The sequence below is a fragment of the Kitasatospora sp. NPDC059599 genome, assembly GCF_042735125.1.
GTDB lineage: Bacteria > Actinomycetota > Actinomycetes > Streptomycetales > Streptomycetaceae > Kitasatospora.
Genome location: NZ_JBHWCL010000033.1, coordinates 1 through 15,956 on the forward strand (window position 1 = coordinate 1; position 15,956 = coordinate 15,956).

Annotated in this window: 12 protein-coding genes; 4 read left to right on the forward strand and 8 right to left on the reverse strand. The window is 75.6% G+C overall.

What is annotated here, in order from left to right; genetic code table 11:
• Window positions 1-198 precede the first annotated feature (198 nt).
• Window positions 199-717 carry a hemerythrin domain-containing protein gene (locus tag ACFV04_RS14490; protein ID WP_380529187.1) on the forward strand — a complete coding sequence of 173 codons (519 nt, stop codon included), beginning with the start codon at window positions 199-201 and terminating at the stop codon, window positions 715-717.
• Window positions 718-1,207: 490 nt separating this feature from the next.
• Window positions 1,208-3,289 carry an elongation factor G gene (gene fusA / locus ACFV04_RS14495; protein ID WP_380529189.1) on the forward strand — a complete coding sequence of 694 codons (2,082 nt, stop codon included), beginning with the start codon at window positions 1,208-1,210 and terminating at the stop codon, window positions 3,287-3,289.
• Window positions 3,290-3,979: 690 nt separating this feature from the next.
• Here fusA and ACFV04_RS14500 read toward each other — a convergent pair.
• From ACFV04_RS14500 to ACFV04_RS14510, 3 genes are all read right to left on the reverse strand, one after another.
• Window positions 3,980-4,840: an NAD-dependent epimerase/dehydratase family protein gene (locus ACFV04_RS14500; protein ID WP_380338204.1), complete on the reverse strand. Its 861-nt coding sequence runs from the start codon at window positions 4,838-4,840 to the stop codon at window positions 3,980-3,982.
• Window positions 4,841-5,081: 241 nt separating this feature from the next.
• The gene (locus ACFV04_RS14505; RefSeq protein ID WP_380529191.1) at window positions 5,082-5,564 is read right to left on the reverse strand and encodes a hypothetical protein; all 483 of its coding nucleotides are present in this window, start codon (window positions 5,562-5,564) and stop codon (window positions 5,082-5,084) included.
• Between the two features lie 5 nt (window positions 5,565-5,569).
• Window positions 5,570-6,067: a hypothetical protein gene (locus ACFV04_RS14510; protein WP_380529192.1), complete on the reverse strand. Its 498-nt coding sequence runs from the start codon at window positions 6,065-6,067 to the stop codon at window positions 5,570-5,572.
• A gap of 109 nt (window positions 6,068-6,176) precedes the next feature.
• Between ACFV04_RS14510 and ACFV04_RS14515 the strand changes: the two genes are divergently transcribed.
• Both ACFV04_RS14515 and ACFV04_RS14520 read left to right on the forward strand, forming a co-directional pair.
• A complete protein-coding gene (locus ACFV04_RS14515; protein ID WP_380529253.1) occupies window positions 6,177-7,013 on the forward strand; it encodes a helix-turn-helix transcriptional regulator in 837 nt (278 codons plus the stop codon).
• Between the two features lie 173 nt (window positions 7,014-7,186).
• Window positions 7,187-8,089, forward strand: coding sequence for a neutral zinc metallopeptidase (locus ACFV04_RS14520; protein ID WP_380529194.1), 903 nt, complete (start codon window positions 7,187-7,189; stop codon window positions 8,087-8,089).
• A gap of 9 nt (window positions 8,090-8,098) precedes the next feature.
• Here the strand turns inward: ACFV04_RS14520 and ACFV04_RS14525 are convergent, their stop codons facing one another.
• The 5 genes from ACFV04_RS14525 to ACFV04_RS14545 form a co-directional block, all read right to left on the reverse strand.
• Entirely contained in the window at window positions 8,099-11,353 is a 3,255-nt protein-coding gene (locus ACFV04_RS14525; RefSeq protein ID WP_380529196.1) for a lantibiotic dehydratase, read from the reverse strand.
• The gene (locus ACFV04_RS14530) at window positions 11,350-12,729 is read right to left on the reverse strand and encodes a lanthionine synthetase C family protein (RefSeq protein ID WP_380529198.1); all 1,380 of its coding nucleotides are present in this window, start codon (window positions 12,727-12,729) and stop codon (window positions 11,350-11,352) included. The genes ACFV04_RS14525 and ACFV04_RS14530 overlap by 4 nt, the downstream gene beginning before the upstream one ends.
• A gap of 266 nt (window positions 12,730-12,995) precedes the next feature.
• The gene (locus tag ACFV04_RS14535; protein WP_380529199.1) at window positions 12,996-14,072 is read right to left on the reverse strand and encodes a hypothetical protein; all 1,077 of its coding nucleotides are present in this window, start codon (window positions 14,070-14,072) and stop codon (window positions 12,996-12,998) included.
• Window positions 14,073-14,120: 48 nt separating this feature from the next.
• On the reverse strand, window positions 14,121-14,978 hold the full coding sequence (locus ACFV04_RS14540; RefSeq protein WP_380529201.1) for a hypothetical protein: 858 nt from the start codon (window positions 14,976-14,978) through the stop codon (window positions 14,121-14,123).
• A 48-nt stretch (window positions 14,979-15,026) separates the two neighbouring features.
• The gene (locus tag ACFV04_RS14545; RefSeq protein ID WP_380529202.1) at window positions 15,027-15,905 is read right to left on the reverse strand and encodes a hypothetical protein; all 879 of its coding nucleotides are present in this window, start codon (window positions 15,903-15,905) and stop codon (window positions 15,027-15,029) included.
• Window positions 15,906-15,956 lie beyond the last annotated feature (51 nt).

The following is a 15,956-nucleotide window of genomic DNA, read 5'->3' on the forward strand; positions in this document are numbered from 1 at the left end:
TGCCGGAGCCGGGACCGCGCCCGCGCCTGCCGGAGCCGGGACCGCGCCCGCGCCTGCCGGAGCCGGGACCGCGCCCGCCGGGCCGCCGCGGGCGCGCTTGCCCGGCGATCGGGTCGCGTGATCTGCTGGCGCCAGCATCGCGTGCCGGTGACGGACCGCGTCAGGCATGGAGGTGCGGAACCGAAGGGACCGCCACCCGTGGCCTCCCCCGTCAACGGCCGTACGGCCGCCCTCAGCCTTCAACTCTCCCGCGCGCACCAGGACCTGCGCCGCCGCCTCGCCGACATCCGTGCCAACCTCGGCCGGCCCCGCCCCGACGGCGACACCCTGCTCACCCACTGCCTGGCCTTCTGCACCGCCCTGACCAACCACCACCAGGGCGAGGACGACGGCCTCTTCGCCCGACTCCTGCGCGAACGGCCCGATCTGGCACCGACCGTCGCCAAACTCGTCGAGGACCACGGCTTCATCTCCGCCATCCTCACCCGGGTGCGCGAGCTCGCCGAACAGGCCGGTGCAACGGCCGGCCCGGCGCCCGGCGGAGCACCCGGTGCGGACCCGGCCGATCTGGAGGCCATCGGCCGCGAACTCGACGGACTGGCCGCCATCATGGACTCCCACTTCGGCTACGAGGAACGCGCCATCGGTGCTGCCCTCGACGCCGGAGTGCCCGACGACGGCTGGTCCGAACCCGTGCTGCGCTTCACCGCGCCGTAGCGCACGCCGACGCCGGGCCCGTTGCCCGTTGCCCGCTGCGCGTCGCCCGGCGCCCTGGGCCCGGCGCGGGAGAGCGCTTCGCCGGAAAGTGCGTCGCCGGAAAACCCGTCGCGCCCGGTGACCCGGCGTCCCTACACTCGCCACGCAGCCGCGCTCCGACGCGCGGCCCACCGTGCCGACGGACGAGACGAGAGAGGAGGCGAGCGGCCGTGCCGAAGCAGAGCGCCGCCGCCCCCTCTCCCGCCTCCCGGTACGAGGTGATCCTGGTGTCCCCGCCCTCCCGGTGCCCGCTGCGCGGCCGGCACCGGAGCCGTGCTGCCACCGTCTGAACCCTGAACCCGCACCGCCCCGCTGCTCCCGTACGGGCCCGGCGGGAACGAACCTGACGATCCGTCACCGAATGTCGGCGTCAGAACACGTTCAGCACACGTCAGCACCGGCCGAATCGCGCGCCCACCCGTAGGAAACCGCCTCGAAAGGCACCCGGGCCATGCGCACCGACACCACCACCACCGCCGCCGTCACCACCGCCACCGACGTGGCCGCCATCGCCGCCGTCCGCAACCTCGGCATCCTCGCCCACGTCGACGCCGGCAAGACCACCGTCACCGAACGGATCCTCTACCTCACCGGCACCACCCACAAGCGCGGCGAGGTCCACGACGGCACCACCGTCACCGACTTCGACCCCCAGGAACGCGACCGCGGCATCACCATCTTCGCCGCCGCCGTCACCTGCGCCTGGGCCGGACACCGCATCAACCTCATCGACACCCCCGGCCACGTCGACTTCGCCGACGAGGTCGAACGCTCGCTGCGCGTCCTGGACGGCGCCGTGGCGGTGTTCGACGCGGTCGCCGGCGTCGAACCGCAGAGCGAGTCCGTCTGGCGCCAGGCCGAACGCCACGGCGTGCCCCGCATCGCCTTCGTCAACAAGCTCGACCGCGCCGGCGCCGACCTGGACACCGCCGTCGCCTCCATCCGCGAACGCCTGCACCCGCACCCGCTGGCCGTCCAACTCCCCATCGGCACCGAGGAGTCGTTCACCGGCGTCATCGACCTGCTGCACCTGCGCGCCCACACCTGGCACGACGACGGCACCCCCGCCGCCGAGGCCCCGGTGCCCGCGCACCTCGCCGACCTGGCCGCGCAGCGCCGCCGCGCCCTCGAAGAGGCCGTCGCCGAACTGAACCCCCAAGCCCTGGAGGAGTTCTGTACCCACGGCACCGTCACCGCCGCCACCCTCGCCACCGCCCTGCGCGAACTCACCCGCACCGGCGAGGCCGTGGTCGTGCTGTGCGGCTCCGCCTACCGCAACCGCGGCATCGAACCCCTCCTGGACGCCGCCGTCGCCTACCTGCCCTCCCCGCTCGACGTCCCGCCCGTCCGCTCGGCCGACGGCGCGCAGCAGCGCACCGCCGACCCCGAACAGCCCCTGACCGCCCTGGCGTTCAAGGTCACCGCCGCCCCCACCGGGCGCCTCAGCTACCTGCGCCTGTACGCGGGCACCCTGCACAAGGGAGCGACCGTGCTCGACACCGCCACCGGCCGCCGCGAACGCGTCGCCCGCATCCTGCGCGTGACCGCCGACCGCCACACCGAGACCGACCACGCCCGGGCCGGCGACATCGTCGCCGTCATCGGCCCCAAGGCCGCCCGCGTCGGCGCCACCCTGTGCGACCCCGACCACCCCATCCTCCTGGAGGCCCCCGTGAGCGCCGACCCCGTCGTCACCGTCGCCGTCGAGGCCCGCCGCGCCACCGACACCGACAAGCTCGCCGCCGCCCTGGCCCGCCTGGCCGAGGAGGACCCCTCGCTGCGCCTGGCCACCGACCCCGAGACCGGGCAGCGCACCCTGTCGGGGCTGGGTGAACTGCACCTGGAGGTCGCGGTGGAGAAGGTGCGGCGCGACAGCGGCGTCGAGGCGGTCACCGGACGGCCGACGGTCGCGCTGCGCGAGGCCCTGGTCGAGGGCGTGGCCGGCTTCGTGTACCGGCACGCCAAACAGGACGGCGGCGCGGGCCAGTTCGCGCACCTCGTGCTGGACGTCCGGCCGCTGCCGGACGACAGCGGGGCGGACTTCGCGTTCGCGTCCACCGTCACCGGCGGGCGGGTGCCGCGCGAGTACGTGCAGGCCGTCGAGGCGGGCTGTCGGGACGCCCTCGCCGAGGGTCCGCTCGGCGGCCACCCGGTCACCGGCGTCGCCGTCACCCTCACCGACGGGGCCACCCACCCCAAGGACTCCTCCGAGCTCGCCTTCCGCACCGCTGCCCGCCTCGGGCTGCGCGAGGCACTGCGGGCCTCGCGGATGCGGCTGCTGGAGCCGGTCGCGGAGGTGACGGTCACGGTGCCCGAGGACGCGCTCGGCACCGTCCTCGGCGACCTCGCGGCCCGGCGCGGCCACGTCCGGGCCACCACGGCCGCACCCGGCGCCACCGCGCAGGTGAGCGCACTGGTGCCGCTGGCCGAACTGTTCGGCTACGCGAGCCGCCTGCGCGGCCGCACCCAGGGCCGCGGCACCTTCACCACCCGCCCGGCCGGCTACGCGCCCGCACCCGTGAACGCGGGCTGAGCCCGCCGCCCGGCCCTCCCCGTCCCCGCACGGGGAGGGCCGGGCACCGGCCCGTCCGGGCCCGTCCGGTTCAGCCGCCGCCGGGGTTCGTCCGGGCGGGCGCCTGCGCCGTCACGGCGCGAAGGCGTACCAGTGGCCCCGGACGAAGCCGCAGTCGTCGATGCCCCACCTGCCCGCGCTGCGGCACCCGGTCCTCGCACCGCTGGGGCGAGCGAAGGGGCCGCCGCTGTGGTCGACCGATCGACAGGGGCCGGCACCGCGGTCGCGGCCGGCACGGCCAGGGACAGCGCCCCGCTCGCGGCGCGTGCGGCGAACACCTTCCTCGTGACGACTTCCCGGGCCCGTGCGTCCGTGCACCGGGCGGAACAGGGGATGACGGTGCGGGGCCGGTCCGCCAGGTGCCAGGTGCCAGGTGCCAGGTGCCCGGTGCCCGGCCTCCGCCGTCCGCGCCGCAGCGGTGCCCCCGGTCCCGCGGCCAGGGATCATCCTCGCGGCCGGGCACACCGGCGGGCCACGACGTCGGCCCGACACCCACCCGACGGTTCCGCCGTCCCGCGCCCGCCGTCCCGCGCCCGCCGTCCCGCGCCCGCCGTCCCGCGCCCGCGGCGCCGTGCCGTGCCGTGCCCGCCGTGCCGTGCCCGCCGTGCCGTGCCCGCCGTGTCGTGTCCCGTCTGCGCCCCGGCGCGCCCGCTACAGCGCCCCGGCTTCGGCCGCCGCCCAGGCCGAGGGGAACAGCGGGTGCCAGCCCAGGTCGCGGCGGGCGGCGGCGGTCGACACCTGGCCCTCCCACGGGTCGAACGCCGCCGCCTCGGGCGAACCCCCCGGATGCGTGCGCCCGTTGAGCGCGTGCAGGTCCCAGGCCGTCAGCGGGGCGTCGTCACCGACGTTGTACGCCCGCCCCTCGATGCCGGGCGTCGACACCGCCCGCCACAGTGCCCGTGCCACGTCCGCGTGGTGCACCACCGCCAGGCGCTGGTGCGCGGGCCAGCCGGCCGCCCACCGCAGCGACTGCGCCAGATGCGGATCGCCCTCCCCGTACACGAACGCCAACCGCGCCACCACCAGCGGGAGTTCGTCGCCCAGTGCGCGCAGCCCCTCCTCCGCCCGGGCCTTGGACGCCGCGTACGCCCCCCAGGCCGGGTCCGGCGCCAGGCGGTCGTCCTCCACGGCGGGGCGGCCCAGTCCCCGCCCGTACACCAGGTTCGTACTGGTCTGGACGAACCGGGCCACCCCCGCCTTCGCCGCCTCCCGGCCCAGTGCCACCGCCGCGTCCCGGTTGACCTCCCACGCGGCCTCGTCCGACACCCCGCGCGGCGCCGCCGCCACGTTCAGCACCGCGTCGGCCCCCGTCAGCGCCCGCTCCCGGTCCGCCTCCTCGCGCAGGTCGCCGACCACCACCTGCGCGCCGAGCCCCGCCAGGGCCCGGGCCTTCGCCTCGTCGCGCACCAGCACCCGCACCGAGGAGCCCTGAGCCCCGGCCCACCGCAGCAGCCGCGGCACCAGCCGGCTGCCCACCGCACCGGTTGCGCCCGTCACCAGAATCGTCGCCATCGCCCGTCTCCTCCAGGAAAGTTTCCGTCCTCCGACACCCATCACCCTGCCCGGGCCCCGAGCGCCGCGGCAGAGACCTCCCGAACCAGGGACCGCCGGTCCCTGGCTGGGGCCGGGCCGGCCGGACCGCCCCCGCGGAGCGGTCCTCACGCGGCGGGGTCCTCACACGGCGGGGTCCTCACGCGGCGGGGTCGCTCCCGGAGCGTGCGGCATCCCCCTCCGCCGGGTCCTTGACGGCCGGTCAGCCGGCCGCTGCCGCCTCCTCGACGATCCGCAGCGCCCCTGCGCCGCTCAGCTCGGCGCCGTCGGGACTCCGCCCGAAGGCGGCCGCCAGGACCGCGGGCACGTCCGCCCCGGCGACCGCGGCGCGCACCTGCGCGAGGACGGCGGGGAAGCCGCCGTCGTCGACGGCGCCCGCGTACTCCCGGCGCAGGCCGTGCACGACCTCCACCAGCCCGGGCCGCAGCCGCATCCAGGCGCGGCAGGTGCGGATCTCCTCCTCGACCAGCGCCACGAACCAGCGCAGCACCTCGAACGGGACGTCCGGGCACGGCTCCTGGGCGTCCCAACGCACCACCGGCTCCCGGGCCGGGTCCTCGTCGGGGACCAGCGCCGTCGCGATCGTGCGCTGCTCGCGGACGAACTCCAGCTCCAGGTGCCAGGAGTCGTCGGCCACGGAGTACATCGCGGTGACCGCGTAGTCGCGGCCCGGGTGGGTGGCCACCGCCCTCAGCCCCTCCCGCCGGCGCACGGCACGCCGCCCGCCGCGGCGAGGTCCTGGCCCTCGGACAGGTGCGCCTCGACCGCGCCCAGGTGCCGGTCACGGGCGACGACCAGCTCGTCCACGAGGGCGAGCAGACGGACGCTCCCGCCGGGGAACCCGAGCGCCAGACCGGCCGGGAAGCCGACCCGGCCGTCGTCGTAGCCGATCTCCCGCACCGAGCGGACCACCTGCCCGACGAACCCCGTCACCGGGACGCCGGGCGGATCGTCGGCCACCCGGACACTGCCGTACGGCGCCATCGAGTACGGCGCGCACGGCTGCTCGGCCCGCAACGACAGGCCGGTCGACGGCGTGTGGAACAGCACCGGGCCCAAGCCCTCCAGGTGGAGCCAGAGGTGCAGCAACGACGGCTCGTCGTCGCCGTCGTGGTGCCACGCCGCGGTCACCCCGACCAGCCGCCTGCCGACCAGGCCGGCGCCGGACAGCTCCTCGATGTCGATCACCCGCCGATGCTCGCACGGCCCTCACCGGCGGGGCACCCGAATTCCCGCGCAGCCGGGGACCGCCGGTCCCTGGCTGCGCCCACCCCCCGGGGGGCATGCTGGGGGCATGATCGACCGACCGGCACTGGCCGACTTCCTCACCCGGACCCGGGCCCGCCTCACCCCCGCCGATCTCGGCCTGCCGCCCGGGGTGCGCCGTCGCACCCCCGGACTGCGGCGCGAGGAGGTGGCGCACGTGGCGGGACTGTCGGTCGACTACTACGCCCGCCTCGAACAGCGGCGCGGGCCGCAGCCCTCACCGCAGTTGCTCGCCGCGTTGGCACGGGCCCTGCGGCTCAGCGAGGACGAACGCGACCACCTGTTCCGCCTCGCCGGACACGAACCGCCGCGCCGCCACGGCCCGCTCGGGCACGTCCGGCCCGGACTGCTGCTCATCCTGGACCGGCTGCACGACACACCCGCCCAGGTGGTCACCGACGTCGGCGACGTCCTCGCGCAGAACCCGATGGCCGCCGCCGTCTTCGGGGACACCGCCGCCCTGCCGCCCGAGCGCCGCAACCTGCTGCTGCGCTGGTTCACCGAACCCGGCGCCCGCGCGCTCTTCCCGCCCGAGGACCACGACGACCTCGCCCGCGCCCACGTCGCCGCCCTGCGCGCCGCCCGCACCGCCCGCCCCGGGGACCGGCGCGCCACCGAACTGCTGGAACAACTCCTCGCCACCGGAACGGAGTTCACCTCCCACTGGGAGCGCCACGAGGTCGCCCGGCGGCGCAGCGGCCACAAGCGCGTGCTGCACCCGACGGTCGGGCCGCTGGAGCTGGAGTGCGAGGTGCTGGCCGCCGGCGGCGAGGACCAGCTGTTGCTCGTGCACACCGCCGCGCCCGGCAGCGACTCCGCCTCCCGCCTGGACCTGCTGCGCGTCGTCGGCGCTCCGGCCCCCGCCTGAGGCCCCGGCCCCCGCCTGAGGCTCCGGCCCCCGCGTGGCGCCCCGGCCCCCGCCTGAGGCCCCGGCCCCACTGCTCCGTGCCGGGAGCCGCTGCCCGTAGGCTGGGGCCGGCCGTCGGCGGTACAGACCGTCACCAGCAGGGCGGAACACGACACAGGCGGGCAGGCAGGGCAATGCAGTTCGACGACCAGGGCGACCTCGACACCTCGCAGGTGGACGACCGGCGCGGCATCCCCGGCGGGAAGGTCGCCATCGGCGGCGGGGCCGTGGGCCTGATCGCGGTCCTGTTCGCGATCGTCCTCGGCGTCGACCCCAAGATGCTGGGCCTGTCCTCCGGCAGCGGCTCCACCTCCTCCAACGGCGCGCGCACCGCCGGCGAGGCACAGCAGGCCTGCAAGACCGGCGCCGACGCCAACAAGCGCCAGGACTGCCGGATCGTGGCCGTCACCAACAGCCTCCAGGACTTCTGGCGCACCGAACTGCCGCGCCGCACCAACATCCCGTACAAGAGCGCCGAGACGGTGCTGTTCACCAACCAGGTCTCCACCGCCTGCGGGTCGGCGACCTCGGCGGTCGGCCCGTTCTACTGCCCCGGCGACAAGAAGGCCTACGTCGACCTCGGCTTCTTCAACGAACTCTCCAGCCGCTTCGGCGCCAAGGGCGGCCCGTTCGCCGAGTCCTACGTCGTCGCCCACGAGTACGGCCACCACATCCAGACCCTCACCGGCACCATGCAGAAGGTCGGCAACGACCGCTCGGGCGCCAACAGCGCCTCGGTGCGCCTGGAACTGCAGGCCGACTGCTACGCCGGGGTGTGGGCGCACCACGCCACCACGACCCCGCAGCCCTCCACCGGGCGGCCCCTGATCGCCTCCCTCACCGACCAGGACATCGCCCAGGGCCTGGACGCGGCCGCGGCCGTCGGCGACGACCGCATCCAGCAGCAGGCCACCGGGCGGATCAACCCGGAAGCCTGGACGCACGGCTCCTCCGAGCAGCGCAAGGCCTGGTTCACCACCGGCTACCGCAGCGGCGACCTCGCCCAGTGCGACACCTTCTCGGCCGCGAAGCTCTAGGACCCTTCGTCAGGGGCGGCCGCGGGCACGGGCGGGGGCCGGCTCCACGCTCAGGCCCTTGCGGGTGCGCTGGAGCAGCTGGACCAGCAGCCCCTCCGCCGGGCGCCGTTCGGCCAGCAGCCGGTTGCAGTGCAGGTGGACGTAGCTGCCGAGCAGCCGCTCGCGGTCGGTGGACAGGTCCCCGGCGGCCTCCAGCGCGGACAGCCGCTCGACGGCCCCGGCCAGCGCGTCGCGCCGCTGCGCCAGGATCTCCTGCACCGCGCCGCCCAGCAGGTCCGGCCCCTGCGGGCTGCCGAGCAGGGCGCGCAGGCGCCGCTGGCGCACCCGGTAGTCCTCGCCGGCCTGGCGGCGGGCGGAGCCGTAGAGCTGCCGGGCCTGGTCGGTGTACCAGTGCAGGCGCTCCCCGGCGTCGAGGCCGAGCCCGGCGAGCAGGTCGTCGGTGCTCACGGCGGCCAGCTCGGTCAGGTCGCCGTCGACGGGGGAGGCGGGCGAGGCGGGGGATGCGGGGGAGTCCGCTCCGGTCTCGGCGAGCAGCCGCATCACCGCCCGGCTGTCGGCACAGAAGACCTCCTCGCTGACGTCGGTCCCCTGCGAGCCGCCGTAGCGTTCGAGTTCGCGCTCGTAGGTGTCGATGACCAGCCGGGAGAGCAGGCCCTGGTCGGTGAGTTCGGCGGCGAGGCGGGCGACCTCCGGGAGCAGGTGCCGGGTCAGGGCCTCCTGATCGCCCTTGAAGCGCAGGCGCAGGTGCGGGTCGGGGTCCGTGTACCGGATGAAGAACCACTGGTGCGCGAGCCCGGAGACCTCGGCCATCTCGCACAGCCGCCGCAGGGGCCCGGCCAGCAGGGCGTTCTCCTGGTCGCGGTCGCCGTAGAACTTGGCGAACAGCCAGTCGCTGCCCGGCAGGCGCACCCGGTCCCGGACGGGTACGGGCGCGGCGGGCTCCGCCCGCGCCACCGCGGGCTCCGGCTGCGGTACGGCCTGCGTGGCCGGCTGCGGGCGCAGGACGAGCGGGGCGACGAGCTCGCTCATGAACACGCCGTCCGTGCCGGGCACCCACGCGTCGGCGGTGTCGGGCAGCGCCTCCTGGAGTAGCAGCCCGGCGCGGCTGCTGCGGGCCTCGGCACGCAGCTGCTCGACCTGGCCGGGGTCGTCGAGGTCGAGCAGCAGCCGGTTGTCGGCCATGGTCAGGTACAGACGCGCCGGGACGGACCACTCGGTGCGCCAGGCGGCCACGTGGGCGGCGAAGGACCCGGCGTCGCCCGCCCGCCCCCCGCCGTCGGCGTCGGCGCCCTCGGCGGCGGGTCGCAGCAGCCACCGGGCGGGGGCGAGCACGATCCGGCCGCACTGCACCCTGGGCAGGAACGGGAAGCCGGCCGCCGGACCCCAGTCGAAGGGCGCGAACTCGGGCGAGCCGTCACGGGCCACCTCGTCCAGGAACCGGCAGACCGCGGGCGCCTGGTGGGTGTTGAGCATGTGCCGCGCGGTCGGACGCAGCTCGGCGTCCAGGCGCCGCGACCGCAGCCGGTAGCGGTCGCGGCGGATGCCGACCACGATGTCGTCCAGCGGCACGACCCGCTCGGCGGGCACCCCGGCGGGCACGTCGAGGACGATCTCGTACCCGGCCACGGCGGGGCGCACGACGACGTTCGCCATCCGGTGGTTCGCGGGCAGGTAGACGACCTCGGCGGGCAGCGCGCCGCCGGGGCGGGCCCGGTCCTCGGCCTCGCCCAGGGCGCGCAGCGCCGCCGGGCCCTGCGGCGCGAGGAGGTCGGCGAACCGCCCCAGCGAGCGACCCGCGCTGCTGGCGCCCAGGTTGGGGCCGACGACCAGCAGGAAGTCCCCGTGGTCCACGGCCTGGCGGGAGGCGGCGGCGACGAAGGCGGACAGCTCCAGCGACAGCGGCGCGGGTACGGGGGCGGCCGCGGGATCGAGGGTCTGGAGGTCGGCGAGCAGGGAGTCGGTCAGCTCGACCACGCGCCGCTCGTCCCGCAGGGCCCCCAGGGCCAGGTCGGTGAGCGCGTTCGCACGCCGGGCGGCCACGTCGGGCGCCAGCGCGGAACGGGCGCCGTGCGCGTGCGAGAGCGGGCCGATCCCGGTGTGCTCGTCCAGCAGCTCCAGCAGCGGCACCTCCCGGTCGTAGCCGTAGTGCTGGGCGAACGCGACGCGGTGGGCCGCCAGTTCGACACTGCCCAGCGGCTGCGGTGACAGGCGCAGGAGCAGCTCGGCCGCCCGGGCGCAGTCCTCGCCGACGCGGGCGGCGAGCCGGTCACCGCCCAACGGCCGCGCCATGTCGGTCTGGAACGCCGACCCGCCCGCCGGGTGCACGGACTCGGCACGCCTGGCGATGGCGCGGGCCCGCTTCGGCGCCTCCTCCGCCGCAGCGCCGTCGAGGTCGGCCATCTCGGCGAGCAGGCCGCCGAGCAGAGCGGCGGTGGCGGCGCAGGCGGGGCGCTCGGCGAGACGGCCCCGCAGCTCCTCGGCCGGGTCGGCGGTGGTGAGCGCGGCCCGCAGGTCGGTGACCAGCAGACGCTGGCGCCACAGCTCGGTGAGCAGCCGCTCCACCTGCTCGGCGCTGCCGCCCGTGCGCTCCAGCAGGCGCCGGCGCAGCACCCCGTACGGCAGGGGTGGGCGGGCGGCGCGCAGCGCCTCGCGGACGGCGGCGGTCAGGCGCACCGAGCCGCCGCTCCCGGCACCCGTGCCGTCGGCCGGGGCGATCCGTCCGTGGCGCTCCACGGCGAGGGCGCCGGCCGTCCAGCGGCTGTCGGCGCGGGCGGCGGGGTCCTGCTCCAGGGCGAGGCACAGCTCGGTCAGCCAGCCCATGTCGGGACGGGTGCGGATGCGGTCGGCGTCGTTGCGCACGGACAGCGTGGTGCGCTCGCCCCAGCCCGCGAGGGACACGGCGGCGAACGCCCCGTACGGGGTGGGCCGGGTGCTCATCCGGATCAGGTAGCGGGCCAGTTTCAGCTCGGCCCGCGCGGCGTCGCGCGCGCTCGCCCCGGGGCGCTGCAGGGCGTCGAGCAGGTCGGGGCTGGCGACGGCCAGGGCCCGGAGCACGCGCGGGTCGGCGAGGGCGGCGCGCGGGTCGCCCGGGGCGGCGGCGCCCGGCCCGCGGGCCGGCAGCACGGGGGTGCGGACGATCAGCCACGGCGCCGGTTCGTAGAGCGGGCCGCGGCCGCGGCGCCGCGGCGCGGCCGTGTTGCCGGCGGGGGCCTGGGCGGGGTCCGGGGCGGGCGTGTTGCCGGCGGGGGCCTGGGCGGGCGTCATGACAGCGCCACCGCGCGGTCCCACACCGGCTCCCGGTCCGTCGCCGCCGCCAGCAGGACGAGGGCGACCCCGGCCGCCCCGTCGAGGAACCCGGGCTGGTCGACACGGTTGCCCGCAGGCTCCAGCGTCGCGATCCCCATCGGCCGCGCCGGGTCGACGTGCGCCAGGATCTGCTCGGTGAGACCGGCGGCGGCCTCCGTGAACACGGGCAGCCCGGTGTCGTCGGCGAAGCGCAGCGTCACCTGGAGGAGACCTGCCACGCCGTGGCAGAACGTCGGGGAGTCGATGTGGCGCTCGGACACGGGCCGGCGGTAGACCGCCTCCATCGCCCGCACCGCCGTGCCGCACAGCCCGTCGTCGCCGAGCGCGCTGCCCGCCAGCCACAGCGCCCTGGCGATCCCCGGGCTGCCGTAGCACCACGCACTGCGGGTGGCGAAGCCCGCCCGGCCCTCGCGCAGCCCCGGGCCGCCGTCGACCAGCGGGACGACGGCCGGCCAGTTCGGCCCGGCCGCATCGTCCGCCCGGTGCGCCAGCAGCCACCCGGCCAGCCCGCGCACGGCCGCCTCCAGACCCTCGACCTCGACCCCGCTGCGCGCGGCCAGCGCCAGCAGCGCCAGCGGGCCCGGGATGCCGTGCGCCAGACCGCAGTTGAGGTTGCCGAGCGGATAGGCGCGGGCCTGCTCCTCGTCGTGCAGCAGCGCCGCCGGGGTGTACCAGGCGGGCGGGCCCCCGTCGGGGCGGGCCAGGCCGACCAGGGCGCGCAGCACCTGCGCCAGCGCCGGGTGCGCCGGGCGGTCCGGCCCGGCGGGCAGCAGGTGGGTGGCGATGCCGCTCAGTCCCGAGATGAGGTCGAACGTCGACACCGGCACGCCGCTGCGCCCGCGTAGTTCCGCCGCCCCGGACAGGCTCGCCGCCGCGATCGGGGCGTCGAGCACCTGGCGCAGGCGCCGGTAGCCGCGGCCCTCACCCAGCACCGCCGCGCAGAACGCGAGGCCGCTCAGCCCGCCGAACAGGCTCGGCCCGGCGCCGCCGCGCCGCTCCAGCGCGGTCACCGCGCTCGCGAGGTGCGCGTGCCCGGCGCGGTCCCAGCCCTCGGCGGGAAAGCAGCGGTGCAGCTGGGCGCAGAGGAGCGCCTGGCCGGTGTCCCCCTGTGCCAGCGACACCGGGTCCCAGTGCACCGAGCCGGGGAACGAGGTCTGCCGGGCGGCGAGTTCGATCGCGGCCCGTACCCGTGGCGGGCTGGTGGCCCGGTCGGCGATCAGCCGGGCGGCTTCGAGCGCGCGCTCCCCCGCCGCCGGCCCCAGCCGCGGCGCCCAGCCGCCGTTTCCTGTTGCTGCCGTCGCCGTTGCTGCCGGCGTCGTGCGGGGTGTCGTCATCGGTTGCATACGCCGGTCCTGCACACGCTGTGTCCACACACGCTGTGTCCACGGTGGGTGAAGCGGTCGTCGTCGAGCAGGCCGCTGAGCGTCGGCGTCCCGGGCGACCGTCCGGACGGGTCGGACGGGTTCCTCGCCACGACGTCGTCCTGTGGGCGGTCGCCGGTACCGCGGGGCCCACCGGATCCGGAGTTCCTGTCCGCCATGTCAACCTCCGGGGTGCTGCTGGAGCGGTTCCTGCTCCGTCTCCACGGTGCGCCGGATTCTCAGGCTGTGCATTGCGGGTTCGGTCCGCAGGTGAGCACGTCCGGGTTGCAGGTGGAGCGGGTCTGGCACACGGCGCAGGTGGCGCAGGTGGCACAGGTGTGGCAGGTGACGCAGGTGTGGCAGGTGGCGCCCTGGCAGGTGGCGTCGTGGCAGGTGGCGCCCTGGCAGGTGGCGCCTTGGCAGGTGGCGCCGTGGCAGGTGGCGCCGTGGCAGGTGTTGCAGGTGGAGTCGTCACAGGTGCTGCAGGTGTCACCGGGGCAGGTCTGGCACGTGTGGGCGAACTCGGTGAGGCAGGGAGCGCCCGTTTGGATCCGGGGCGCTTCGCCGGGGACCTCGGTGAGCGTGGGGAAGGTGCCGCACGCCGGGCCGGTGCAGCGCAGGGTGTCGACGGTGCCGCACGCCGGGCCCGCGGTGCAACGGAAGGTGTCGACGTTGCCGCACTCCACGCCGACGGTGCAGCGGAAGGTGGCGACGGTGCCGCACACCGGGCCCGCGGTGCAGCGGCACGTGGCGTCGAAGGTCACGCACGCCGGGTTCGCGGTGCAGCGGCACGTGGCGTCGAAGGTCACGCACCCCGCGTCCGTGCACTGGCAGGTGTGCGGCCTGCAGCCGGTGTTGAATTCCGTCGGACAGCCGAATTCGGTGCGACAGCCGTCGAAGGTCGGCCCCGGCAGGGTGGCCGGTCCCTGGGGCGCACCCGGTCGGCGCGGCCCCAGTCGCAGGTCGAGGTCGAACTCGTCGACGGGGGTGGCCTGGGCGACCTGGGTGAAGTGGACGGTGGCGTCGCGACGCAGGGTGACTTTCGTCGCGTCGAGTCCGACGAAGGGCGGCCGGTCGCTGTCGACGGTTTCCGCCGACAGGACGTCGGCGGAGGCGAACTCGGCGTAGTAGTCGAGCTGCTTGTTGAAGTACAGGCGTCGGAACCCGGTGCGGTCGCTGTCGCCGAGCAGGCCGCTGAGCGTGAGCGTCCTGGGCGGTCGTTCGGACGGGTCGGACAGGTTCCTCGCCACGAAGTCGTCCTGTGGGCGGTCGCCGATACCGCTGGGCCCACCGGATCCGGAGTTCTTGTCGGCCATGTCAACCTCGGGTGCTACTGGAGCGGTTCCTGCTCCGTCTCCACGCTGTCAGAACCTGCACTGCGGGTTCGGCCCGCAGGTGAACACGTGCGGGTTGCAGGTGTCGCAGGTGATGCAGGTGGCGCCGTGGCAGGTGTCGCAGGTGGCCCGGTCGCAGGTGACGCAGGTCTGCCCGCGGCAGGTGACGCACGTGGCCTCGCGGCAGGTGGCGCAGGTGATGCAGGTGACGCACGTGGCGGCCCGGTCGCAGGTACGGCAGGTGGCCCCGCCGCACGTGACGCAGGTGTTCTCGCCGCAGGTGGCGCAGGTCTGCTGGAAGCAGGTGTTCTCGCAGGTGGCGCCGACACAGGTCTCGCACGTGCCGTTCTCGGTGACGTGGCACGTGCGAGGCTTGCAGACGGTGATCGCCGTCGGACAGTCGACGTCGGTGGCGCAGGCGAATTCGGTGACACAGTCGCCGAACGTCGGCCCGGGGCACTCGGCCTCCCAGGTCTGCGGCTCGGCGGGCTGCTTCGTGGGCACCGTCCCGGCCCGGCGCGGCCCGAGTCGCAGGTCGAGGTCGAACTCGTCGACGGGGGTGGCCTGGGCGACCCGGGTGAAGTGGACGGTGGCGTCGCGACGCAGGGTGACTTTCGTCGCGTCGAGTCCGACGAAGGGCGGCCGGTCGCTGTCGACGGTTTCCGCCGACAGGACGTCGGCGGAGGCGAACTCGGCGTAGTAGTCGAGCTGCTTGTTGAAGTACAGGCGTCGGAACCCGGTGCGGTCGCTGTCGCCGAGCAGGCCGCTGAGCGTGAGCGTCCTGGGCGGTCGTTCGGACGGGTCGGACAGGTTCCTCGCCACGAAGTCGTCCTGTGGGCGGTCGCCGATACCGCTGGGCCCACCGGATCCGGAGTTCTTGTCGGCCATGTCAACCTCGGGTGCTACTGGAGCGGTTCCTGTCCCGTCTCCACGCTGTCAGACCCTGCACTGCGGGTTCGGCCCGCAGGTGAACACGTGCGGGTTGCAGGTGTCGCAGGTACGGCAGGTGGCGCCGTGGCAGGTGTCGCAGGTGGCCTGGTCGCAGGTGCGGCAGGTGGCGCCCGCGCAGGTGGCGCAGGTGGCTCCGTCGCAGGTGCGGCAGGTGGCGCCCGCGCAGGTGGCGCAGGTGGCGCAGGTGGCCTCGCCGCAGGTGAGGCAGGTGGTCTGGGTAGCGCACTCCGCGTTCGCGGTGAACTGACGCATCTCGGGGCCGACGGTGGCGCACGCCGCGGTGGCGCACGCCGCGTCCGCGGTGCACCGGCAGGTGCTGTCGAAGGTGACGCACGCCGTGTCCGCGGTGCACTGGCAGGTGTGCGGCCTGCAGCCGGTGTTGAACTCCGTCGGACAGCCGAAGTCGGTGGCGCAGACGAATTCGGTGCGACAGCCGCGCAACGTCGGCCCCGGGAAGGTCTCCGGTCCGCGGGGAACCATCCCCGTCGGTCGCGGCTGCCCCAGCCGGAGGTCGAGGTCGAACTCGTCGACGGGGGTGGCCTGGGCGACCTGGGTGAAGTGGACGGTGGCGTCGCGACGCAGGGTCACCTTGGTGGCGTCGAGTCCGACGAAGGGCGGCTGGTCGCTGCCGACGTCCTCCGCCGACAGGACGTCGGCGGAGGCGAACTCGGCGTAGTAGTCGAGCTGCTTGTTGAAGTACAGGCGTCGGAATCCGGTGCGGTCGCTGTCGCCGAGCAGGCCACTGAGTGTGAGCGTTCTGGGCGGGCGGTCGGAGGGGTCGGACAGGTTCCTCGTCACGAAGTCGTCCTGTGGGCGGTCGCCGATGCCGCCGGTCCCACCGGGTTCGGAGTTCTTGCCGGTCATTTCGGCCTCGGATGCTACTGGTGAGGTTCCTGCTCCGCTTCCACAGCGTGC

Coding starts and splice junctions, on each gene's coding strand:
- ACFV04_RS14535 (WP_380529199.1), bottom strand. CDS start 14,072: ATGGCCGACAAGAACTCCGGATCCGGTGGGCCCAGCGGTATCGGCGAC.
- ACFV04_RS14540 (WP_380529201.1), bottom strand. CDS start 14,978: ATGGCCGACAAGAACTCCGGATCCGGTGGGCCCAGCGGTATCGGCGAC.
- ACFV04_RS14525 (WP_380529196.1), bottom strand. CDS start 11,353: ATGACGCCCGCCCAGGCCCCCGCCGGCAACACGCCCGCCCCGGACCCC.
- ACFV04_RS14520 (WP_380529194.1), top strand. CDS start 7,187: ATGCAGTTCGACGACCAGGGCGACCTCGACACCTCGCAGGTGGACGAC.
- ACFV04_RS14500 (WP_380338204.1), bottom strand. CDS start 4,840: ATGGCGACGATTCTGGTGACGGGCGCAACCGGTGCGGTGGGCAGCCGG.
- fusA (WP_380529189.1), top strand. CDS start 1,208: ATGCGCACCGACACCACCACCACCGCCGCCGTCACCACCGCCACCGAC.
- ACFV04_RS14530 (WP_380529198.1), bottom strand. CDS start 12,729: ATGACGACACCCCGCACGACGCCGGCAGCAACGGCGACGGCAGCAACA.
- ACFV04_RS14545 (WP_380529202.1), bottom strand. CDS start 15,905: ATGACCGGCAAGAACTCCGAACCCGGTGGGACCGGCGGCATCGGCGAC.